The organism is Sphingomonas hankookensis (assembly GCF_022664465.1).
GTDB lineage: Bacteria > Pseudomonadota > Alphaproteobacteria > Sphingomonadales > Sphingomonadaceae > Sphingomonas > Sphingomonas hankookensis.
This window is the reverse complement of the sequence record NZ_JAKREV010000001.1, coordinates 775,350-796,354: the sequence shown is the minus strand read 5'-3', so window position 1 is coordinate 796,354 and position 21,005 is coordinate 775,350. Positions and strand designations below refer to the sequence as shown.

General features: G+C 67.5%; 20 protein-coding genes and 1 tRNA gene. 14 read left to right on the top strand and 7 right to left on the bottom strand.

The annotated features are described in order from the left end of the window. Nucleotides 1–26: 26 nt before the first annotated feature. Entirely contained in the window at nt 27–689 is a 663-nt protein-coding gene (locus tag MF610_RS03720) for a uracil-DNA glycosylase (protein ID WP_242192849.1), read from the bottom strand. A 22-nt stretch (nt 690–711) separates the two neighbouring features. Here MF610_RS03720 and folK point away from each other — a divergent pair, with 22 nt between their 5' ends. Then, a complete protein-coding gene (folK, locus tag MF610_RS03715) occupies nt 712–1,188 on the top strand; it encodes a 2-amino-4-hydroxy-6-hydroxymethyldihydropteridine diphosphokinase (protein WP_242192847.1) in 477 nt (158 codons plus the stop codon). 15 nt (nt 1,189–1,203) lie between these two features. After that, a tRNA-Lys gene (locus tag MF610_RS03710) sits at nt 1,204–1,279 on the top strand. Between the two features lie 34 nt (nt 1,280–1,313). Here MF610_RS03710 and MF610_RS03705 read toward each other — a convergent pair. After that, on the bottom strand, nt 1,314–1,847 hold the full coding sequence (locus MF610_RS03705; protein WP_242192845.1) for a DUF3617 family protein: 534 nt from the start codon (nt 1,845–1,847) through the stop codon (nt 1,314–1,316). 110 nt (nt 1,848–1,957) lie between these two features. Between MF610_RS03705 and MF610_RS03700 the strand changes: the two genes are divergently transcribed. Continuing rightward, on the top strand, nt 1,958–2,671 hold the full coding sequence (locus tag MF610_RS03700) for a phosphatase PAP2 family protein (RefSeq protein WP_242192844.1): 714 nt from the start codon (nt 1,958–1,960) through the stop codon (nt 2,669–2,671). Nucleotides 2,672–2,719: 48 nt separating this feature from the next. Next, nucleotides 2,720–3,181 (top strand): hypothetical protein, encoded by a 462-nt coding sequence (locus tag MF610_RS03695; RefSeq protein WP_242192842.1) that lies wholly within the window; start codon nt 2,720–2,722, stop codon nt 3,179–3,181. 250 nt (nt 3,182–3,431) lie between these two features. On the opposite strand, the gene rnc is transcribed toward MF610_RS03695, so the two are convergent. The 3 genes from rnc to MF610_RS03680 form a co-directional block, all read right to left on the bottom strand. Continuing rightward, nucleotides 3,432–4,142: a ribonuclease III gene (gene rnc, locus MF610_RS03690; protein ID WP_242193585.1), complete on the bottom strand. Its 711-nt coding sequence runs from the start codon at nt 4,140–4,142 to the stop codon at nt 3,432–3,434. After that, nucleotides 4,097–4,936 (bottom strand): signal peptidase I, encoded by an 840-nt coding sequence (gene lepB / locus MF610_RS03685; protein ID WP_380870631.1) that lies wholly within the window; start codon nt 4,934–4,936, stop codon nt 4,097–4,099. The genes rnc and lepB overlap by 46 nt, the downstream gene beginning before the upstream one ends. Before the next feature lie 164 nt (nt 4,937–5,100). Beyond that, nucleotides 5,101–5,388 (bottom strand): GIY-YIG nuclease family protein, encoded by a 288-nt coding sequence (locus MF610_RS03680; RefSeq protein WP_242192840.1) that lies wholly within the window; start codon nt 5,386–5,388, stop codon nt 5,101–5,103. Nucleotides 5,389–5,525: 137 nt separating this feature from the next. Here MF610_RS03680 and pgi point away from each other — a divergent pair, with 137 nt between their 5' ends. Together pgi and gorA are read left to right on the top strand one after the other, a co-directional pair. Beyond that, nucleotides 5,526–7,016, top strand: a complete 1,491-nt coding sequence (gene pgi, locus MF610_RS03675; RefSeq protein WP_242192838.1) for a glucose-6-phosphate isomerase — start codon at nt 5,526–5,528, stop codon at nt 7,014–7,016. After that, nucleotides 7,013–8,362 (top strand): glutathione-disulfide reductase, encoded by a 1,350-nt coding sequence (gorA, locus tag MF610_RS03670; RefSeq protein ID WP_242192836.1) that lies wholly within the window; start codon nt 7,013–7,015, stop codon nt 8,360–8,362. Before pgi ends, gorA begins: the two co-directional genes overlap by 4 nt. 151 nt (nt 8,363–8,513) lie before the next feature. On the opposite strand, the gene MF610_RS03665 is transcribed toward gorA, so the two are convergent. After that, complete coding sequence (locus MF610_RS03665; RefSeq protein ID WP_242192834.1) at nt 8,514–9,779, bottom strand: dicarboxylate/amino acid:cation symporter; 1,266 nt, start codon at nt 9,777–9,779, stop codon at nt 8,514–8,516. Between the two features lie 71 nt (nt 9,780–9,850). On the opposite strand from MF610_RS03665, the gene glmM reads away from it, so the two are divergent. From glmM to MF610_RS03625, 8 genes are all read left to right on the top strand, one after another. Next, a complete protein-coding gene (gene glmM / locus MF610_RS03660) occupies nt 9,851–11,191 on the top strand; it encodes a phosphoglucosamine mutase (protein ID WP_242192832.1) in 1,341 nt (446 codons plus the stop codon). After that, on the top strand, nt 11,191–11,367 hold the full coding sequence (locus MF610_RS03655) for a DUF1272 domain-containing protein (protein WP_242192830.1): 177 nt from the start codon (nt 11,191–11,193) through the stop codon (nt 11,365–11,367). Before glmM ends, MF610_RS03655 begins: the two co-directional genes overlap by 1 nt. A 274-nt stretch (nt 11,368–11,641) precedes the next feature. Beyond that, nucleotides 11,642–12,796: a bifunctional hydroxymethylpyrimidine kinase/phosphomethylpyrimidine kinase gene (gene thiD, locus MF610_RS03650; protein WP_242192828.1), complete on the top strand. Its 1,155-nt coding sequence runs from the start codon at nt 11,642–11,644 to the stop codon at nt 12,794–12,796. Then, nucleotides 12,789–13,382: a ribonuclease HII gene (locus tag MF610_RS03645; protein ID WP_242192826.1), complete on the top strand. Its 594-nt coding sequence runs from the start codon at nt 12,789–12,791 to the stop codon at nt 13,380–13,382. Before thiD ends, MF610_RS03645 begins: the two co-directional genes overlap by 8 nt. A 317-nt stretch (nt 13,383–13,699) precedes the next feature. Further along, nucleotides 13,700–14,815, top strand: a complete 1,116-nt coding sequence (locus MF610_RS03640) for a site-specific DNA-methyltransferase (RefSeq protein WP_242192824.1) — start codon at nt 13,700–13,702, stop codon at nt 14,813–14,815. Then, complete coding sequence (gene folP / locus MF610_RS03635) at nt 14,815–15,891, top strand: dihydropteroate synthase (protein WP_242192823.1); 1,077 nt, start codon at nt 14,815–14,817, stop codon at nt 15,889–15,891. Before MF610_RS03640 ends, folP begins: the two co-directional genes overlap by 1 nt. A 197-nt stretch (nt 15,892–16,088) precedes the next feature. After that, nucleotides 16,089–18,443, top strand: coding sequence for a hypothetical protein (locus MF610_RS03630; RefSeq protein WP_242192821.1), 2,355 nt, complete (start codon nt 16,089–16,091; stop codon nt 18,441–18,443). A 260-nt stretch (nt 18,444–18,703) separates the two neighbouring features. Next, nucleotides 18,704–19,455, top strand: a protein-coding gene (locus MF610_RS03625) for an IS5 family transposase (protein ID WP_242192820.1) whose coding sequence is annotated in 2 segments (ribosomal slippage) — nt 18,704–19,037 and nt 19,037–19,455 — 753 coding nt in all. Because the reading frame shifts where the segments join, the coding sequence is not laid out codon by codon here. Nucleotides 19,456–19,966: 511 nt separating this feature from the next. Here the strand turns inward: MF610_RS03625 and MF610_RS03620 are convergent. Beyond that, on the bottom strand, nt 19,967–21,001 hold the full coding sequence (locus MF610_RS03620; RefSeq protein WP_242192818.1) for an MBL fold metallo-hydrolase: 1,035 nt from the start codon (nt 20,999–21,001) through the stop codon (nt 19,967–19,969). Between the last annotated feature and the right edge of the window lie 4 nt (nt 21,002–21,005).

Sequence of the window (21,005 nt, the reverse complement as noted above, 5' to 3'; positions counted from 1 at the left end):
TGCGTCCCGCGCGGCACAAAGGGGAATCAGCGGGCGTCCCGCAGTTCGATCGCGCGGGTGAAGACGGCGGCGAACATCTCCGGCGTCAGCCGCCCGGTATTCTGGTTGTAGCGGGAGCAGTGATAGCTATCGAGCAGCACCTGCCCGCCCGGCATGACGTGTTCGGCAAGGTGCGCGAACCGCGCCTTGGGCAGGCGACCGCCGAGCACCTTCACCGCCGATTGGTGCGCGATCGCCCCCAGCGCGACGACGACGCGCAGCGACGGCATCGCCGTCAGATCGGCGTCGAGGAACGGGCGGCAGGTGCGAATTTCCTCGGGCGTCGGCTTGTTTTCGGGCGGCAGGCAGCGCACCGCGTTGACGATCGCGATCCCCTTTGGAACGGGCGCGTCGTCCGGCTTGCCGGTATAGCTGCCCTCGGCAAGGCCCGCGGCGATCAGCGTGTCCCAGAATAGCGGCCCCGACCGGTCGCCGGTGAACGGGCGACCGGTGCGGTTGGCGCCCTGCAATCCCGGCGCAAGGCCGATAATCGCCAGCCACGGATCGACATCTGCGAGCGGCGCGACGGGCGCGTTCCACCACGTCGGATGTTCGACGCGGAGCTGTTCGCGCAGGGTCACGAGGCGAGGGCAGCGCGGGCAATCGCGCGAGGGTTCGGCAGCGACGGGTTCGAGGGTGGCGGTTTCCATCGCCAGCCGATAGGCGCAGGCGATGGCGACCTCAACCTATGCGATTGCGATCGGTTCGAACCGGCCGGGCCGGCACGGCGGTCCGGTCGCGGAAGTCCGCGCCGCCATCGCCGCGCTGGACGGGGTGCGCGCGGTCGCGCCGATCATGGGCAGCGCACCGTTGGGGCCGTCGCTGCGCCGCTATGCCAATAGCGTGCTGTTGTTGGATACGTCGCTGTCGCCGCCCGATATGCTCGCGCAGTTGAAGGCCGTCGAGCGCAGCTTCGGCCGGCGGCGCGGGAGGCGCTGGGGATCGCGGGTGATCGACCTCGATATCATCCTGTGGTCGGGGGGCAGCTGGCATGGCCCCGGGCTGTGCGTGCCGCATATCGCGTTTCGCGAGCGGCTGTTCGTTCTGCGGCCGCTGCGGCATGTCGCACCCGACTGGCGCGACCCGGTCAGCGGGCGTACCGTCCGCCAGCTGCACCACATGGTTGACCGCGCCCGTCCGCGTGACTAGGGGCGGGGGCTTCGTGGGCCCGTAGCTCAGTTGGTAGAGCAACGGACTTTTAATCTGTAGGTCTCGGGTTCGAATCCCGACGGGCTCACCACCTCCGCGCCGCCGGGATTCAATAGCGTTTGCCGTTACTTGGCGTCGCATTCGCCGGTGCGGCGTCCTTCGACATGCACCTTTTGCGACATGGTCATCGCGCCGGTCATTTCCATCTGCTGGTCGGTGGTGAAGCTGGTGGGGGTGAAAGTGCCGGTGGTCTTGCCGGTCATCTGCGTGTTGCCCGGCATCTTGCAGGCGACGTCGCTCTCGATCTTGCCACCCGCAAAGCTGTTGCTGGTCGCGGTGCAATCGGCCCCGGCCTGTTTCAGCATGTCCGCCGGCCCCTTCGACGCCTGTTCGGGCGTGATGCAGACGCTGGTGGTCTGCGCGGGCGGGTTGGCGGGCATCCCCTTGGGCATGTTCGCCATCTTCAGGTCGCTGACCTGCGTGCGTACTTCCCATTTGCCGGGTTGCAGCTGCGGCGTTTCCGCACCCGCGCCGGTTTCGGACGTGGTGACCTCGCCGGTCGCCGAGTTGCTGGTCAGCGTGGTCGACCCGGTCTTCCGATCACCGCAGGCGCCCAGCGCCAGCGCGCCGACCAGGGTAAGGGGGATGAGCTTGTTCACGACATTCTCCTGTCCAGTGCGTCCCGGTTGCCGGGTACGACACCCAAACCGCCAGGATACCGTTCCGGTTGCGAAAGGGTATTTTGGCGATATGCTGCGTTCGGTTGGCCATGGTGCAAACGCTTCGCCCCGAACCCCGCCCCTCCCGCCACGTACCGTGGAGCATCGTCGGCATCGCCGCGGCGCTGGGCGTGCTGTCGCTGCTGTTCGTGCTCGCGGAGCGGGTGGTACAGGGCGACACCTTCGCGTTCGACCGGCGGTTGCTGCTCGCGCTGCGCGGGATTGACGGCGCACCGATCGGGTCGGAGCGGTTCACGTCGATGGTGCGCGACGTGACGGCGCTGGGCAGTACCACCGTGCTGACCCTCGTCGTGGCGTTCGTCGCGCTGCTGCTCGCCAGTGCCGGGCGGTGGCGGACGGGCGCGCTGGTCGCGCTTGCCTGCGCCAGCGGGAGTTGGGGCAACGTCCTGTTCAAGCAGGCGGTCGCGCGGACCCGTCCCGACCTGGTCCCGCACCTGATGGCGGAGACGTCGAACAGTTTCCCGAGTGGTCATGCCGCCAATTCGGCGATCGTGTACCTGACGCTGGCGACGCTCGCCTGGCCGCTGCTGCGCCAGCCGGCGGCGCGCGCCTTCGCGATCGCTGCCGCTGCGATGCTGGTCGTCGCGATCGGGATGAGCCGGGTCTATCTGGGCGTGCACTGGCCCAGCGACGTGCTGGCCGGATGGCTGTTCGGTTCGCTGTGGGCGATCGGGTGGTGGCGGATCGAGCTGCGCATGTTGGGCGGGCGCTGGGGTCTTGGCGCACGGCAAGCCGCGGGGTAGTGTTAGCGCGAACACGCCGCGGCAGACCGGCGGGTCGGGAGAGAGCAGATGGCTATCAGTTGGGTGATGGGCAGATTGGTGTTGTGCGCCGCATCTCTGGCGCTGTGCGGAGCGGCCGCGTCGGCGCAGACGGCGAACAGTCCGGGCACTCCCAACGAAACCGCGACCGGCAACGACACGTCGCGCAGCGTCAACGCCGATCGCGACCAGCAATTCGCGCTCGATCAAATCCGCGACGAGGCCGGGACGACCACCGGTCGCCGGCCGTCGCGGCGCAATGCGAACCAGGTGATCGCGGCGACCGCGGCCGATTTGAAGGTCGGGGCGCAGGTCTATGACATTGCCGGGGTCACGATCGGATCGATCGAGGCAGTGAAGCCTGAAGGGGTACAGCTGCTGTCGGGCAGTGCGCGGGCAATGGTGCCGGCCGACGTGTTCGGCAAGACGGCGGGCAAGCTGGTGCTGAACGTGACCAAGGCCGAGTTCGAGAAGCAGACTGGGGCGAAGTAGAGGGTCTGTCTAGGCTGGCGTCCGGGCGGAGTGCCTGTTGTTGGCAGGTGACGAGCGTCGGGACGTCGTTCCCCCCGGTTTCGTCACTCCTGCCGGGGCAGAAGGGCGCCGCCGTTGCCGATCATGTCGCAGCGTTGGCGTGTATGGATTCCCGCCTTCGCGGGAATGACGGGTGGAACTAGGGCTCCACCGCGTACGTCGCCCCAGTCTGCGCCGGGATGACGGGTTTATTTGGCGACCATCCCTGCCACTACCCGCCCAACTGCGTCAGCAGCGCGGTCGCCGCGGCCGTTTCGGCATCCTGTTTCGACGTGCCGGTCGCTTCCGCCGTGGCGAGCTTGCCGACGCTCACCCGGACGGTGAAGCGCGGGGCGTGGCCGGGGCCGCTTTTGTCGACGATCGCATATTCGGGCGGGCGGCGGTTGTGGGCGGCGGCCCATTCCTGCAGCGCCGATTTGGGGTGGCGCGGCACGCGCAGCTGCGCGTCGATCCGCGAACCCCACAGGCGGCGGACGAGGTCGCGCGCGGCGTCGTGGCCGTGGTCGAGATAGAAGGCACCGATCAGCGCCTCCATCACGTCGCCCAGCACATTGTCGCTGTCGCCCGCGCCGTCGTCGCGCGCCTGCTTGCCGAGTTTCAGATGCGGCACGACGCCGATGCCGCGCGCGATTTCGGCACAGACCGCGCCGGTCACCAGCGCGTTGAAGCGTTTCGACAGCGCGCCTTCGGTTTCGGAGGGAAACCGGTCGTAGAGCCATTCGGCGACGGACAGGCCGAGGACGCGGTCGCCGAGGAATTCGAGCCGCTCATAGGTCGCCTTCGCGGTGCTGCCATGGGTCAGCGCCCGCGCATAATCGTCGATCCGGGTTGGGGCACGGCCGAGCGCCGTTTCGACCCAGCGGGACAGGGCGTCGCTCAGAAGCCTTCCCCGATCCGGTGCCACCGCGCCGCCGATACCCATGTCCATGGCAGCAGCCACTGCGCCGACCCGTCGGTCGAGAAGAAGTTCACCACGGCCTTGCCCTCGATATTCTCCAGCGGAACGATGCCGATGCCGCCGCCTTCGCGCGCCGGGAAACGGCTGTCGGCGCTGTCGTCGCGATTGTCGCCCATCAGGAACGCATGGCCGGCGGGCACGGTGAACACGCCGGTATCGTCGGCCTCGGTCGTGCCGAGGTCGAGCACGTTGTAGCTCTTGCCGCCGGGCAGCGTCTCGCGGAACTGCGGATAGGCGCAGACCGGCTTCTCCGCGACGACGCGCTGGAACATGGAGTCGCAGTCGGTGTTGGGCGATACCGGCACGACGAAATCGGGCATCCGCTGCTTCGGGATCGCCTTACCGTTCAGGAACAGCTGTCCGCCGCGCATCTGCACCGTGTCGCCAGGGATGCCGATCACGCGCTTGATATAGTCCTGCTTGGCGGTCGGCGGTGCCTTGAACACCACCACGTCACCGCGCGCGGGCGTGCGCGGCAGGATGCGGCCGGGGATCAGCGGCACGCCCCATGGCAGCGAGTAGCGCGAATAGCCGTAATTCCATTTGGTGATGAACAGATAGTCGCCGATCAGCAGCCGCGGCTGCATCGACCCTGAGGGAATCGAGAAGGGCGAGAACAGGAACGATCGGATGATGAACACTACGATCGCCAGCTTCAGCAGGAAGACCATCAGGTCCGCCCCCTCCGAACGCTTCGGCTTGGAGGCAGGCGCGGGCGGAGTCGGCGTGGGGGCAGCCGGGACGGGGTCGAGAGCCATGGGGTGAGCCATGCGTGCGACGGGGCGAGGCGTCAAGCGGGTTGGGGGATGCTTGTTGGGCGGTCGGGCAAGAGCCGCGGGAGACCCCAGCCTTCGCTGGGGTGACGTTTGGGTAGGATTATCCAAATATCGTCACCCCAGCGAAGGCTGGGGTCTCCCGCGGCTTACACGATATCGTCGAACAAATCCCGCCACTCCGGGTTCGACTCGGTGATCAGCCGGTGCTTCCATTCCGTTTGCCACGCCTTCAGCGCTTTCTCGCGCCGGACGGCGGTTTCGATGCCGTCATGCAGTTCCGCGAGCACCAGCATTCTGATCCCGTACTTCCGGCAATAGGCCGAACCCTCGTCCCGCCGATGCTGCCACGCACGAGCGGCAAGGTTCGCGGTGACCCCGACATAGGTCATGCCGAACGGGCGGTTCGCCATGATGTAGGTCCAGCCGCCGCGCATCGGGCTGGCGTACCGTGATGCGCAGGGAGATGCCAGCCTGCGCTGGCATGACGATATAAGGGAGTGGACCTGCCCCCGGTCCCCGCTCTAGGGCTGCCCGCATCCTAACCGACGACAAGACGAGGGACGATATGGCGATGCAGGACTGGTCCGCGATCGAGGGGCTTGGCAGCACGAAGCTCACCGAATTGTTCGCGAACGATCCCGATCGGCTGGCCAAGCTGACCGTCGATGTCGGGGCCGTGCATTTCGATTTCGCCAAGACGCATCTCGACGACGCTGCGATCGAGGCGTTCACCGGATTGGCCGCGACGATGGAACTGGCCGCCAAGCGCGATGCGCTGTTCGCGGGCCAGGTCGTCAACGTGACCGAAGGGCGCGCCGCCACGCATACCGCCGAGCGGGGCGAGGGTAATCCCGACGATGTGGCGCAGGCACGCGCGTTCCAGGCGCGGATGCGGCAGGTGATCGACGCGATCGAGGCCGACGCGTTCGGCCCCGTCCGCCACATCCTGCACGTCGGCATTGGCGGGTCGGCGCTCGGCCCAGACCTGATCTTCGACGCGCTGGGCCGCGACGAGGACAAGTATGACGTGGCGATCGTGTCGAACGTCGACGGCGTGGCGATGGAGGAAGCCGTGAAGGGCTTCGATCCCGCAGCCACGCTGCTGGTCGTGGCGTCGAAAACCTTCACCACGACCGAGACGATGCTCAACGCCGAATCGGCGATGGCGTGGATGCGCGAAGGCGGGGTCGAGGACCCGTTCGGCCGGGTGATCGCGCTGACCGCGTCGCCGGACAAGGCAGTGGAATGGGGCGTCGACGAAACCCGCGTGCTGCCCTTCGCCGAGTCGGTCGGCGGGCGCTATTCGCTATGGTCGACATTGGGCTTTCCGTTCGCGCTGGCGCTGGGGTTCCAGGCCTATGAGGAACTGCTGGAGGGCGCAGCCGAGATGGACCGGCATTTCCGGCTGACCGAGCCGGCGAAGAACGCCCCGGTACTGGCCGCCTTTGCCGACCTGTATTATTCGCAGGTGCGCGGGTGCGAGACGCGCGCGACCTTTGCCTATGACGAGCGGTTGCGGTTGCTGCCGTCGTATCTCCAGCAGCTGGAGATGGAATCGAACGGCAAGTCGGTGACGGCTTCCGGCGAACCGCTGGGGCGCAATTCGGCAGCGATCACCTGGGGTGGCGTGGGTACCGACGCGCAGCACGCGGTATTCCAGCTGCTGCATCAGGGCACGCGGATCGTGCCGCTGGAGTTCGTCGCGGTGGTCGAGGCGGGCGATACGCTCGACCCGGCGCATCACCGGCAGCTGCTGCTCAATGCCTTTGCGCAGGGCGCGGCGCTGATGGCGGGCAAGAGCAATGCCGATCCGGCGCGCGCCTATGCCGGCGATCGGCCGTCGTCGACGATCCTGCTCAAGGACCTCGACGCGCGGACGCTGGGGGCGCTGATCGCGTTTTACGAGGCGCGGACGTTCGTGAACGCGGCGCTGCTGGGGATCAATCCGTTCGACCAGTTCGGCGTCGAACTGGGGAAAGAAATGGCGAAGGCAGCCGATGCGGGCGGTCAGACGTTCGATGCATCGACCAACGACCTTCTGGCACGGGCAGGACTTGCATGAGCGATTACGACTACGACCTGTTTGTTATCGGCGCCGGATCGGGCGGGACGCGCGCGGCGCGCGTGTCGGCTGCTTATGGCGCGAAGGTGGCGGTGGCGGAGGAGTACCGCGTCGGCGGGACCTGCGTCATTCGCGGCTGCGTGCCGAAGAAGCTGCTGGTGTACGGCGCGCACTTTGCCGAGGATCTGCGCGATGCCAACGCGTTCGGCTGGGACGTGCCGGCGCAGTGCAATTTCAGCTGGGAGCGGCTGCGCGACAATGTGCTGGCCGAGGTCGACCGGATCAACGGCGCCTATACGAGCACGCTGGAAAACCACGGCGTCGAGATCATCCACGAGCGCGCGACCGTCACCGGACCGCATTCGGTGAAGCTGTCGGGCGGGCGTGAAGTTACCGCCGAACGCATCCTCATCGCGGTCGGCGCGAAGCCGGCGGTGCCGTCGTGCCCCGGCGCGGAGCATGGCATCACCTCGAACGAGGCGTTCCATATCGACGGCATCCCCAAGCGCATCCTGATCGCCGGCGCGGGCTATATCGCCAACGAGTTCGCGGGCGTGTTCCACCAGTTCGGTGCGCATGTCATCCTGATCAACCGCACCGACGTCATCCTGCGCGGCTATGACGAATCGATCCGCGACCGGCTGCTGCAGATTTCGATGACCAAGGGCATCGAGTTCCGCTTCCACGCCGAGTTCGAGGGGATCGAGAAGGGCGAGGATGGCTGCCTGACGGTCAAGATGTCGAACCATGAACCGGTGACGGTCGACATGGTGATGTTCGCGACCGGGCGCGTGCCGAATACCGACGGGCTGGGGCTGGAAAGCGCAGGCGTCGAGCTGGACGACAAGGGCGCCGTCAAGGTCAACGAGCAGGCGCAGTCGTCCTGCCCGTCGATCTATGCGGTCGGCGACGTGACCAACCGCGTACAGCTGACCCCCGTAGCGATCCGCGAGGGACAGGCGTTCGCCGACCGCACCTATGGCGGCAAGGACGTGACGCTCGATTACGACTGCATCCCGAGCGCGGTGTTCAGCCATCCGCCGATGGCGGGCGTCGGCATGACCGAGGGCGAGGCGAAGACGAAGCTCGGCTCGGTCAAGGTGTACCTGTCCGACTTCCGCCCGATGAAGAACGTGCTGGCCGGGCGCAACGAACGCGCGCTGTACAAGATGATCTGCGAGGAGACGACCGGACGGATCGTGGGGCTGCACATGATCGGTCCGGATGCGCCGGAAATCTTGCAGGCGGCGGCGATCGCGGTGAAGGCCGGGCTGACGAAGGAAGCGTTCGACCAGACGGTCGCGCTGCATCCGACGATGGCGGAAGAATTGGTGTTGATGAAGTAGGGCCAAATCCTTCCCATGGAATGGGGAGGGGGACCGTCCGGCGTAGCCGGATGGTGGAGGGGGCATCGCCACCGTCGGAACGGCTGCGTTTGCGGCGGCACCCCTCCACCATGCGGCGCATGGTCCCCCTCCCCGCATAGCGGGGAGGATTTTAGCCCTCTGCCAGAATTACATCCGCTTCGCTGACCGCCGACCCGCCGACCCGTTCCCCGATCGTTGCAGTCACCGCGACGTTCATCGTTACGTTGCCGAGCGTCCGCACGATATCCGGCAGCGTTTCGACCGCGACCAGCAGTGCGAGCGGTTCGACCGGCACACCCATCGCCACCGCGATCGGCGCGATCGAGGAGACGAAGCTGATCTGGCCGGGCAGGCTGGCCGCGCCCATCGTCGTGATCGCACCCGCGGCGATGCCGGCGGCGATCTGCCCGGCGCCGAGCGGCACGCCGAACACATGCGCGACGTACAGCGCGACGCCAAGGTTCATCGCCGGCCCGGTAGCGCGGAACAGCGCCACCGCCATTGGCAGCACCACGCCCGACGTCGCCACCGGCACGCCGACGTCGCCAGCGCCCTTCAGCATCGCCGGCAGCGAGGCGAGCGAACTCTGCGTCGAGATCGCAACCGCCTGCGCCGGGGCGGTTGCCTTCAGGAAACGGCCGATCGGCACCCGCCCACCGAAGCGCGCCAGCGGATAGGCGAGCAGCCAGATGCCGAGGCCGACACTCATCAGCACCAGGACATAATGGACCAGCGCGCCGAACGCCGCCGTGCCCGCGCGCGCGCCGACGACATAGCCGAGCGCGAATACGCCGATTGGGCCCAGCCACAACACCCAGTTGATGACGATCAGCATCGTGTCGGCGATCGCCTGGAACAGCCGCACCAGCACGCCGCGATTGTCATGCGGCAGGCGGGTCAGCGCAAAGCCGAACACCAGCGTGAACAGGATCAGCGGCAGGAACTGGTCGTTCGCCGCCGCTGCCACCGGATTGGTCGGCACGATCGCGACGAGGAAATCGGTGAACGGCGGGACCTTCGCGGCGGGCGCGGCGGTGCCGAAGGTCGCGCGCAACGCCTCCGCCGCGGTATTGCCCAGCGGGAACAGGTCGAGCAGCGTCAGCGTGAACAGCGCGCCCAGCGCCGACGACGTCCACAGGATGATGACGAACAACAGCAGCGATCGCGTCGCGATCCGCCCGGCGCGCGCCGCCTCCGCCGTCTGGGCGATGCCGGTGATCAGCAGCGCGACGACCAGCGGGACGATCGTCATGCGCAGCGCGTTCAGCCATGCGGTGCCGATCGGTTCGGCAATGGCGATGCCCGATAGTGCGGTGTCGGGCGATTGCCCCGCCAGGACAATGCCCAGCGCCAGCCCCGCGCCCAGTCCCGCCAAAATTCGTGTCGCCTGCGACATGCTCGCCCTTTTGATAAAGAGGCGGTAATAGCTCCGCCGATCGATCGCTCAACCTGAAGGCGTATGTCACGATGGCAAGGAAATATTTCGGCACCGACGGGATTCGCGGGCTGACCAACAGCAAGCCGATGACCGCCGAGATGGCGATGCGCATCGGCATGGCGGCGGGCGCGCATTTCCGGCGCGGCGATCACCGCCACCGCGTGGTGATCGGCAAGGACACGCGGCTGTCGGGGTATATGCTCGAAAACGCGATGGTCGCCGGGTTCACCTCGGTTGGCATGGATGTCGTGCTGGTCGGCCCGCTGCCGACGCCGGCGGTGGCGATGCTGACCCATTCGATGCGCGCCGACATGGGCGTGATGATCTCCGCCAGCCACAACCCGTATCAGGACAATGGCATCAAGCTGTTCGGACCGGACGGGTACAAGCTGTCCGATGCCGACGAACTGGCGATCGAGGCATTGATCGACAGCGAGATCGAGCTGTCGGCGCCGGGCGATATCGGCCGCGCCAACCGGATCGAGGATGCACGCGGGCGCTATATCCACTTCGCCAAGTCGACTTTCCCCGAGAATTTGCGTCTCGACGGCATGAAGCTGGTCGTCGATTGCGCCAATGGTGCAGCGTACAACGTCGCCCCGTCGGCCTTGTGGGAACTGGGCGCGGAGGTGATCGCGATCGGCGTCACGCCCAACGGCAAGAACATCAACGACCGCGTGGGATCGACCGCGCCGCAGACACTGTCGGAAACCGTCGTGTCGTCGGGCGCGGCGGTCGGGATCGCGCTGGACGGGGATGCCGATCGGCTGATCGTGGTCGACGAAGCGGGCCGGGTGATCGACGGCGACCAGCTGATGGCGACGATCGCCGCCAGCTGGGCGCGCGCCGGGCGGCTGCAGGGCGGCGGGCTGGTCGCGACGGTCATGTCGAACCTCGGCCTCGAACGGCATCTGTCGGCGCAGGGGCTGGGGCTGGTCCGCACCGCGGTCGGCGACCGGCACGTGCTGGAGAAGATGCGGACCGCCGGCTACAATGTCGGCGGCGAACAGTCGGGGCATATCATCCTGTCCGACTATGCGACGACCGGCGACGGGCTGGTCGCGGCGTTGCAGGTGCTGGCCGAAATCCAGCGCGCCGGGGCACCGGCGAGCGAGGTGCTGCACCGTTTCGATCCGTTGCCGCAGTTGCTGAAGAATGTGCGCTTCGCCGGGGGCAAGCCGCTCGACGATCCGCGGGTCCGGGATGTGGTTGCGGGCGTCGAGGCTGATCTGGCCGGGCGCGGGCGGCTGGTGCTGCGTGCGTCGGGGACCGAACCGGTGATCCGGGTGATGGCCGAGGGCGACGACGCGGGCCATGTCGAGCAGGTCGTCGACCGCATCTGTGACGCGGTGCGGCAGGCGGCGGGCTGATGCTGGTGATGAAGCCGGCGTGCGAGCGTTGTCACGCGCCGCTGCCGGCGGCGGCGCATGGGGCGTTCATCTGTTCGTTGGAGGACACGTTCTGCGCGGATTGTGCGGACGAGCTGGACGAGGTTTGTCCGAACTGCCGGGGGGAACTGGTGGATAGGCCGACGCGGCGCAGATAGATCCTCCCCGGCACGGGGAGGCGGACCATGCGAAGCATGGTGGAGGGGGGTGTCCGCATACGGAACCGTTGCGTTGCGTGGCCAACCCCCTCCACCATCCGCTGCGCGGACGGTCCCCCTCCCCATGATATGGGGAGGATTTTGAGCGCTACGATCCTCCCCACAGGGTGGGGAGGGGGACCGCGCCCGCAGGGCGTGGTGGAGGGGCAACGCCGCGCACGCTACGCTCAGCGGAGGACTTTCAACCGTCCGGCACCGCTGCTAACCCCACCCCATGACCACACCCCGTATCCTGATCGTCGCCGGTTCCGATTCCGGCGGGGGCGCCGGTATCCAGGCGGATATCAAGACCGCGACGATGCTGGGCGCACATGCGATGACCGCGATCACCGCGATCACCGCGCAGAACACGCTGGGCGTCGATGCCGTCCACCCTATCCCGACCGACATGGTGATGGCGCAGATCGATGCGGTCGTGCGCGATATCGGCGTCGATGCGGTCAAGATCGGCATGATCGGATCGGCGCGGACCGCCCATGCGCTGGCCGACCGGCTGCGCGATCTGCCGGGCGTGCCGGTGGTGTTCGATCCGGTGATGATCTCCACCAGCGGCGCGCGGCTGGCGGATGAAGCGACGGTCGCGGCGTTCGAACGGCTGATGGCGGTGGCGACGGTGGCGACGCCGAACCTGCCCGAACTGGCGGCGCTTGGTGGCGTGGGCGACATGCTGTCGCGCGGTTGTGCGGTGCTGGAAAAGGGCGGGCATGGCGAGGGCGAGGTGGTGGTCGACCGGCTGCACCAGCGTGTGGCGGGCGCGGCGCCGCTGGTCGAATGGTCGTCGCCCCGCATCGACGGCATGGCAACGCACGGCACCGGCTGTACCCTGTCGACCGCGATCGCGTGCGAACTGGCCAAGGAATGGACGCTGGTCGAGGCGATCGGCCGGGCGCGCAGCTTCGTGCGGATCGCGATGCTGGGCGCCGACGAACTGGGCCGCGGGGCGGGGCCGATGGCGCAGCAGGGGGTGCGGCTCGACCTTAACCAGACGCGCTGGTCGCCGATGCTCAATCAGGTGACGGTGCCGGCGAACGACGTGCCGGCCAGCGAGCATTTCTATCGCCTGCTCGGCCTCAAGACGATCGTCCGCTCCAGTCGCCGCTATGCCCGGTTCGAGAGCGAGGGCGGGGCGACCTTTTCGATCGAGATGACCGACGATCGCAAGGTGCCGGCGGTGTATTTCGAGGTCGGCGACCTGAACGTCGTGGTCCATTACCTGAAGGGGCAGGGGCTGTCGTTCGCGCAGGAGCCGATCGACCGGCCCTGGGGCTGGCGTGAGGCGCGGCTGTTCGATCCGGCGGGGAACGAGGTGTGTCTGTATCAGGCGGGCGAGATGCGGCGCTTCCCGCCATGGCGCATTGCCGATGCCTGACTGGAGCCATGAGGCCCGCCACACCGGGCCGGTGGCGGGGGTGGACGAGGCCGGGCGCGGGCCGCTGGCCGGGCCGGTGGTCGCCGCCGCGGTGGTGCTCGATCGCGATTGCGTGCCCGAGGGGCTGAACGATTCGAAGCAGTTGAGCGCGAAGCGGCGGGCGGACCTGCACGCGCGGCTGCTCGACTGTGCGACGGTCGGCGTCGGGATCGCCTGTGTCGAGGAGATCGACCGGCTCAACATCCTGTGGGCAACGATGCTGGCGATGGAGCGCGCGGTCGATGCACTTGGGATCGCGTGCGGCATGGTACTGGTCGACGGCAATCGCTGTCCCAACTGGTCGTATCCCAGCGTCGCGGTGATCGGCGGGGATGCGATCAGCCTGTCGATCGCGGCGGCGTCGATCGTCGCCAAGCAGACGCGCGATGCGATGATGGTCGAGGCCGACGGGCTGCATCCCGGCTATGGCTGGGCGTCGAACAAGGGGTATGGAGCAAAGGTGCATCTGGAGGCGCTTCGGACGCTGGGGCCGACGCCGCTGCACCGCAGGAGTTTCGCGCCGGTGGCGCAGGCGATGCTGCTGTAAAATCCTCCCCATATCATGGGGAGGGGGACCATCCGTAGGATGGTGGAGGGGCATGGCCGCATACGGAACGCTTGTGGCCCTTCCCGTCCACCACCGCTGCGCGGCGGTCCCCCTCCCCACCCTGTGGGGAGGATTTGCGGTGAGTTGAGGGCTACCATATCTTGAGTCTCGAATGGTCGGTCGGACTCAACATCTGCCCCACAGCGACTCGATTCGTCGTCGCAACGAATCCTGGCGCTCCTCGGAGTCAAGTATTTCTGCTTGACCGCGACTCGTGGATTCCCCGAAATGGCACCGATTCAAGGGGGACTGCGACGATGGTGGCGACGAAAATCCGGGCGAAGGCGCCCAAGACGGTTACGCTGCCACTCAACCGCATCCTGATGGACGACTGCATCGACGCGATGCGGTCGCTGCCGGCCAAGTCGATAGACTGTATCTTCGCCGATCCGCCCTACAATTTGCAGCTGGGCGGCGACCTGCTGCGCCCCGATGGCAGCCAGGTCGATGCGGTCGATGACGACTGGGACAAGTTCGACAGCTTCGCCGCGTACGACGCGTTCACGAAGGCGTGGCTGGCCGAGGCGCGGCGCATCCTGAAGCCCGACGGCACGATCTGGGTCATCGGCAGCTATCACAATATCTACCGCGTCGGGTCGATCGTGCAGGACCAGGGCTTCTGGATCCTGAACGACATCGTGTGGCGCAAATCGAACCCGATGCCCAATTTCAAGGGCACGCGCTTCACTAACGCGCATGAGACGATGCTCTGGGCATCGATGGGCGAAAAGGCGCGCTACACCTTCAACTATCGCCAGATGAAGACGCTGAACGACGAATTGCAGATGCGCTCCGATTGGGAATTCCCGATCTGCGGCGGGCCGGAGCGGCTGCGCAAGGACGGGACCAAGGTCCACCCGACGCAGAAGCCCGAGGCGCTGCTGTACCGCGTGCTGCTGGCGTCGACCAAGCCGGGCGACGTCGTGCTCGACCCGTTTTTCGGCACCGGTACCACCGGCGCGGTCGCCAAGCGGCTGGGGCGGCATTTCATCGGCATCGAACGCGACGCGACCTATGTCGAGGCGGCGACGGCGCGGATCGAGGCGGCGCTGCCGCTCGACGAATCGGCGATCCGTGCGATGCGGGCACCGTCCAAGCCGCCGCGCGTGGCGTTTGGCGTGCTGGTCGAAAACGGGCTGCTGCCGCCGGGGTCGGTGGTGACCGATGCCAAGCGCCGCTTCCGCGCGACGGTGCTGGCCGACGGGTCGCTGCTGTCCGATTGCGGCACGGCGGGGTCGATCCATAAGGTCGGGTCGACGTTGCAGAACGCGCCGTCGTGCAACGGCTGGACCTTCTGGCACACCGAAGGGCCGAACGGACTGGTCGCGGTCGATGCGCTGCGCCAGCAATGGCTGCTCGCGACCCAGCCCTGATGTACCTGCGCCCGGTCCGCTTCGTCGACACGCCGATCGGGTTGCCTGACGGTAGCGTCGCGCGGCTGGCGGGGGGGATGCTGTGGTTCGCGGCCTATGAGGTGCGCGACCGGGCGGGGTTGCGGATCACGGTACCGGTCGCCGGGTTCGCCGACTGGGTTGCCGGCCTGTCCGCGGCGCAGGCCGAGCGGGCGCAACTGCTCCACCGACGGATCACCGCGCCCCGCGCACCGCTGACGCTGGGCGAGCGGGTGCTGCGGTTCGACCAGCCGCAGGTGATGGGCATCCTGAACGTCACGCCCGACAGTTTTTCGGATGGCGGCGCGCATGTCGGCGACCCGGCGGGCGCGGCGGCGGCAGGAGTGGCGATGGCGGCGGCGGGCGCGGCGCTGATCGACCTGGGCGGCGAATCGACTAAGCCGGGTGCCGCGATCGTGTGGGAAGGCGACGAGATCGCACGCGTCGTGCCGGTCGCCGAACGGCTGGCAGCCGCCGGGGTCGCGGTGTCGGTCGACACGCGCAAGGCGGCGGTGATGGAAGCCGCGCTGACGGCGGGTGCGCATCTGGTCAACGACGTCGCCGCGCTCGCCTATGACCGCCGGGCGCTGGGCGTCGTCGTGGCGCGCGGGTGCCCGGTGGTGCTGATGCATTCGCCGGCACCGGCGCAGGGGCCGCATGGCGGGGAAGGCTATGGCGACCCGCTGCTCGACGTGTTCGACTGGCTGGAGGCGCGGATCGAGGCGGTGGTCGCGGGCGGGGTCGACCGGGCGAAGATCGTGGTCGATCCGGGCATCGGCTTCGGCAAGGCGCTGGCCGACAATCTCGCGCTGGTGAACGGGTTGGCGCTGTTTCACGGGCTGGGTTGCCCGGTGCTGCTGGGGGCCAGCCGCAAGCGGATCATCGGCGCGTTGTCGAACGAGGCGCCGACCGACCAGCGGCTGGGCGGATCGGTCGCGCTGGCGCTGGCCGGGGTCGAGCGCGGGGCGCAGATCGTGCGGGTGCATGACGTGGCGGAGACGGTGCAGGCGATCCGGGTGTGGCGGGGCTTGCGCGATGCGGCGTTGGTGGCTGGGTAGAGGCTTCTTCATCATTCCCGCGAAGGCGGGAATCCATAGCCGCCAAGGTTTCAGCTGGAGCCGATGCGGTAGCGTTTATGGACTCCCGCCTTCGCGGGAGTGACGGACGTGGGATAGGGCAAGTGACCTCGGCCCGGATGACGAGGGTGGCGATGGGATATTAGCCCGTCCCTGCAACGTCCGCTATAGGGGCGGGCATGGTTCGCGTTCTCCTGTTGCTCGCCGCGCTGTCGGTGCTGTTCGCCGATGTCGCCCACGCCCAGCAGAACGGGTTCGACCTCGACGGTCCCGAAGTGATGATCAGCGTCCGGCGTGGCGACGCAGAATTGCCGGTCGCCGCGGTGCCCGCGCTGCGCGGTGGCGACAAGCTCACGGCAAAGGCATTGCTGCCCACCGACCAGTCCGAACGCTATCTGCTGGTCGTCGCCTTCCTGCGTGGCGCGACCAACCCGCCGCCGAAAGACTGGTTCTTTTCGGTCGAGACGTGGAAGCCCAAGAAGAACACGCTGACCGTCACCGTTCCCGACGGCGCCGAACAGGCCATGCTGTTCCTCGCCCCCGAAGCCGGTGGTGGCTTTTCGGCGGTGCGCGGCGCAGTGCGCGGGCGGCCGGGGGTGTTCGTGCGCGCTGCGCAGGATTTGTACCAGGCGTCGCTCGACCGGCAGCGGCTCGACGCGTTCGTCGGGGCGATCGGCCGGATCGGCGACAGCGCGCCCGAACGACTGGCCACCGCCGCGCCGGTGCTGGCCAACGCATTGCGCATCAAGCTGAACGCCGACTGCCTGCTGCGCCAGCGCGCATTGCAGGCCGCGTGCCTGACCCAGCAGCGCGACGCGCTGGTGCTGCAGGCGCAGCGCGGCGCGACGTTGACCGAGACGCTGACCGGCACGCCCGTCGACCTCGCTTACCGCGTGGCGGCGACGCGCGAGGGCGGGGCTGGCTATTACAGCCCGTACATCGCGCTGGCCCGCGACGTGGCACGGCTGTTCGGCGCGTTTCGCAGCGCGCAATATCAATATCTGCCGGCACTGGCGCTGGGGCAGGGGAATGCGATCCACCTGCAGCTGAACAGCGCGCCGTCGTTCCAGAACCCGCGATCGGTGCTGGTCGCGCCGCTGCCGCCGATCGGCGATGCGCCGCCGCCGCTATGGCGATCCGCCGCGCCGGGCGCGCTGTGCCTCGCCAAGCCCGACCTCGTACTGCCGCTCGACGATGCGGCGCTATTGTTCGCGACCGATTATGCTCGCGACCTCGTGCTGCGCGTGACGTCGACGGACGGGCGGGTGTCGACCATGAAGCTGACCCCCGATGCCGAGCGCGGCGGCCTCGTGCTCGCCGGCAACGCGCCGCCCGCGCCGGGCCCGGTGGCGGAGGCGGTGGTGCAGGGCCGCTGGGGCTTTGCCGGGTTCAGCGGGCCGAGCGTCCCTGCGCAGATCGACGGTCCCGGCGCATGGAGCGCGCAGCCCGATGCTAACGTCATCGTCGGGCGCGACCATCCGCTGCTACTGCGCGGCGGGGCAGCGGCGTGCGTCGCCGGCTTGACGTTGCGCGACGGCGCCGGGCTCAGCCGCTCGCTGACGTGGAAGGCGGCAGGGCCGGATGCGATCGAGGCGGCGTTGCCGCTGGGCAAGACCCGGCCGGGGCCGCTGACGCTGACCGTCGTACGCCACGGCGCGGTCGCGCCGGACCAGATCGCGCTGACCGGGCGGGTGGAGCCGAGCCGGCTCGACCGGTTCACCGTCCATGCCGGCGACCGCGACGGCGTGCTGGAAGGGGCGCGGCTCGATCAGGTGACCGCGCTGACGCTTGCGGGCACGCGCTTTGCCGCCGGCGCGCTGACTCGCGTCGGGGAGGGCGACCGGCTGGTGCTGAGTGCCGAACAGCCCTTTGCCGGTGGCAGCGATGCGAGCGCCAGCGTGGTGCTGCGCGACGGACGCAGCGCCAGTGTGGCCGCAACGATCGCCCCAGCGCGGGCGGTGGCGCAGCTGATCGACCGGCGGGTGGTGTTCGATCCGCCGGCGGGTGCCCTGCCGATCGACCTGCCGCAAGGGCTGGTACCGACCGGCGCCTCGCTGACCTTTTCGGCGCGCATCGCCGGGGGTTTGCCCGCGGGGGACGACGGGATCGAGATCGCGGCGGGCGATGTCGTCAAGCGGCTGACCGTCGCATCGGGCGGGGTCCAGCGGGTCGGGAGCGACGTGGTGGTGACGACGATCGCACCGCAGGCGACGTTCGGGCCGGCGGTGACCGGCACGCTGCGCTTCCGCGCATGGCGTGGCGGGGCGGCGGGGGAGTGGCAGTCGCTGGCGACGCTGGTGCGCTTGCCGGTGCTGACCGGTATCGGCTGTACCGATCGCTGCACCGTCACCGGCCGCGACCTGTTCCTGCTCCGCGCGATCGGCGTGAAGGCCGACATGCGCGCGGCGACGGAGCTGCCCGGTGGCTTCGTCGGCACGACCGTCGTGGTGCCGACGCCGGCCGAGGGCACGTTGTACCTGCAACTGCACGACACGGCCGACGCTGTGCTGCGGGTGAAGGTGCCGACCAAATAGGGGGGCGATGATTCGCCAGAACTCTCTGGTCGGAGCGACAGGATTCGAACCTGCGACCCCCACACCCGAAGTGTAACATGGTATTGAGGTTAAGTTGCGGCGAGCACTATAATAATGTCGTACTAAAAATGGCTTGTGGGACAATTATGGGAGGCCAAGTGCTCCCCATTACCCCACGATGTATCAAATGGTGATTGCTAGGGTCAGGACCCATTGATGCGAGCGTCGCGATCTGATTCAGGCTCCGCAAGGAGACCGGAATGAGCGACCTGTTTTGGCTGACGGATGAGCAGATTGAGCGGCTGCGGCCGTTCTTTCCAAAGAGCCACGGCAAGCCGAGGGTGGACGATCGGCGGGTGCTGAGTGGCATCGTGTTCGTCAACCGCAATGGGCTGCGCTGGCGAGATGCACCCAGCGAGTACGGCCCGCACAAGACGCTCTACAACCGGTGGAAGCGCTGGGGCGAGGCCGGTGTGTTCGCGCGAATGATGGAAGGTCTGGCTGCAGCTGGCGCCGAGCCGCAGACGGTCATGATCGACGCGACCTACCTGAAGGCGCACCGCACGGCATCGAGCCTGCGGGTTAAAAAGGGGATCTCGGCCGCCTGATCGGCCGCACCAAGGGCGGCATGAACACCAAGCTCCATGCCGTCGCCGATGCGAACGGGCGCCCCTTGAGCTTCTTCATGACCGCCGGCCAGGTCAGCGACTACACCGGCGCAGCAGCCCTGCTCGATGACATGCCAAAGGCACAGTGGCTGCTCGGCGACCGCGGCTATGATGCCGACTGGTTCAGAGATGCCCTGGAAGCCAAGGGCATTCAGCCCTGCATCCCCGGTCGCAGATCGCGCAACGAGCCGGTCAAATACGACAAGCGCCGCTACCGACGTCGCAGTCGCATCGAGATCATGTTCGGCCGTCTGAAGGACTGGCGCCGCATCGCCACCCGCTACGACCGCTGCCCCACCGCCTTCTTCTCCGCCATCGCCCTCGCAGCCACCATCATCTTCTAGCTGTAATCAACGAGTCCTGACCCTACCAACCTTCAAAAACTAGACATTCGTTGGGAAGTGATTGAGGGCCTGTTAAACCATTTTGGTACAGCGAAAGGGGGTGTAGCGGGAGTATATCAAAGGCATGACTGGTTTGAGGAGAGAAAGGTTGCGATGAGGTTATGGGAAGAGGTGTTGCGCAAGATCGTTGTCGATCAAGCGAAGGGTTAGCGTTGTTGCAAGCAATATCCAGTATTTATGTCCGCAACGAACCAGTTGCGGTCATCCGCCGGCAACATCAACTATCCGAAAGCGGACGGTCGTTCATCATGGGAACAATCCTGCCCAATCTCACAGGAGATGCGGCGGATCAGCCTTTCCGCTACGGATGCGCGGACTGCCGCCCCTTGCTCGATGCGCCGCCAAGTGTTGTAACTGATGCCGAAGCGGGGTTGCAGCGCCTCGTCGGTTCGTCCCGGACACTGCGCGCGCATGTACCGCACGATCTCCGGCGGAAGCGGAACCATCGCCATCACCGCACCGACGCCGGCATCGGATTGCCACGCTTTTCCTTTGCAAGCGCCTCGTCGATGTCGGCACTAAGACAGTTGCGCCATTCGGCGTCGTATCGCACCACGCCTTCACGGCCGACGATGTACGGATTGGGATCGTTCGGCCCACGCCGCGCCAGCGCAGCGATGCGGGTCAGGCCATCGTCGCCGACCGTATGATTGGACAGCACGACATCGGCCTGCATCCGGTCGGTATAATCGGCGAAGTGGTTCAGCGCGTGGCGAAACTGCATCAGCGAGGCGACGTCGCGCGGCGAACCCTGCCCGCCGAACAGCGACGCCATGTGCGGCGCACCACGTTCGGTGACCGGGAACAGCAGCGAGACGGTGCCCGGCGTATGTCCCGGCGTCAGCAGCGCGGTCAGCGTACGGCCGCCCAACGCGATCTCCTGCCCGTCCTCGATGTAGAAATCGTCCGGCCCCTTGACGGGCAGCGTGCCGCGGGTCGGCGTCGCGGTCCAGTCGGCACGGCTCATCCCGATCCGCGCGCCCGACAGTTGCTTCAGATAGGCAGCGCCGCCGAAATGGTCGAAATGGTTATGGGTGATGACGATGATGCGGATGCGTTGCGGATCAAGCTTTAACGCCCGCAGATTGGCGACGATCACGTCGCGGGCATCCGCTTCGGTCGAAAGGGCGTCGAGCAGGATGATACCCGCATCGGTATCGATCGCCCAGATGTTGTTCTCCGCCGTCCCGATCGAATACACTCGATCGAACACCTGCATTGGTTTGGGCGCAGGTGCTTTCAGCGGACGGCGTTCGCGCACCGCCTGACAACGGTAGTAGAGCGTTACCGGCCAGTCTTTCCCGCCGGCTTCGGCAGCCAGATCGGCGTAGGCGCGCGCGCCGGGGGCGGTATAGCCACCGACCCGTCGCATTTCCTCGACGCTGCGGATTTCGGGACGGCCGCCATTGGGCGACGACGCCTTTTCCTGTGCGACGGCAGGGGCCAGCGCGACACCGGCCAGCAGGAGGATCATTGGCAAGCGCATCGTC

Coding starts and splice junctions, on each gene's coding strand:
- MF610_RS03720 (WP_242192849.1), bottom strand. CDS start 689: ATGGAAACCGCCACCCTCGAACCCGTCGCTGCCGAACCCTCGCGCGAT.
- folK (WP_242192847.1), top strand. CDS start 712: ATGGCGACCTCAACCTATGCGATTGCGATCGGTTCGAACCGGCCGGGC.
- MF610_RS03700 (WP_242192844.1), top strand. CDS start 1,958: ATGGTGCAAACGCTTCGCCCCGAACCCCGCCCCTCCCGCCACGTACCG.
- MF610_RS03695 (WP_242192842.1), top strand. CDS start 2,720: ATGGCTATCAGTTGGGTGATGGGCAGATTGGTGTTGTGCGCCGCATCT.
- rnc (WP_242193585.1), bottom strand. CDS start 4,142: ATGGGTATCGGCGGCGCGGTGGCACCGGATCGGGGAAGGCTTCTGAGC.
- lepB (WP_380870631.1), bottom strand. CDS start 4,936: ATGGCTCTCGACCCCGTCCCGGCTGCCCCCACGCCGACTCCGCCCGCG.
- MF610_RS03680 (WP_242192840.1), bottom strand. CDS start 5,388: ATGCGCGGCGGCTGGACCTACATCATGGCGAACCGCCCGTTCGGCATG.
- pgi (WP_242192838.1), top strand. CDS start 5,526: ATGCAGGACTGGTCCGCGATCGAGGGGCTTGGCAGCACGAAGCTCACC.
- gorA (WP_242192836.1), top strand. CDS start 7,013: ATGAGCGATTACGACTACGACCTGTTTGTTATCGGCGCCGGATCGGGC.
- MF610_RS03665 (WP_242192834.1), bottom strand. CDS start 9,779: ATGTCGCAGGCGACACGAATTTTGGCGGGACTGGGCGCGGGGCTGGCG.
- glmM (WP_242192832.1), top strand. CDS start 9,851: ATGGCAAGGAAATATTTCGGCACCGACGGGATTCGCGGGCTGACCAAC.
- MF610_RS03655 (WP_242192830.1), top strand. CDS start 11,191: ATGCTGGTGATGAAGCCGGCGTGCGAGCGTTGTCACGCGCCGCTGCCG.
- thiD (WP_242192828.1), top strand. CDS start 11,642: ATGACCACACCCCGTATCCTGATCGTCGCCGGTTCCGATTCCGGCGGG.
- MF610_RS03645 (WP_242192826.1), top strand. CDS start 12,789: ATGCCTGACTGGAGCCATGAGGCCCGCCACACCGGGCCGGTGGCGGGG.
- MF610_RS03640 (WP_242192824.1), top strand. CDS start 13,700: ATGGTGGCGACGAAAATCCGGGCGAAGGCGCCCAAGACGGTTACGCTG.
- folP (WP_242192823.1), top strand. CDS start 14,815: ATGTACCTGCGCCCGGTCCGCTTCGTCGACACGCCGATCGGGTTGCCT.
- MF610_RS03630 (WP_242192821.1), top strand. CDS start 16,089: ATGGTTCGCGTTCTCCTGTTGCTCGCCGCGCTGTCGGTGCTGTTCGCC.
- MF610_RS03620 (WP_242192818.1), bottom strand. CDS start 21,001: ATGCGCTTGCCAATGATCCTCCTGCTGGCCGGTGTCGCGCTGGCCCCT.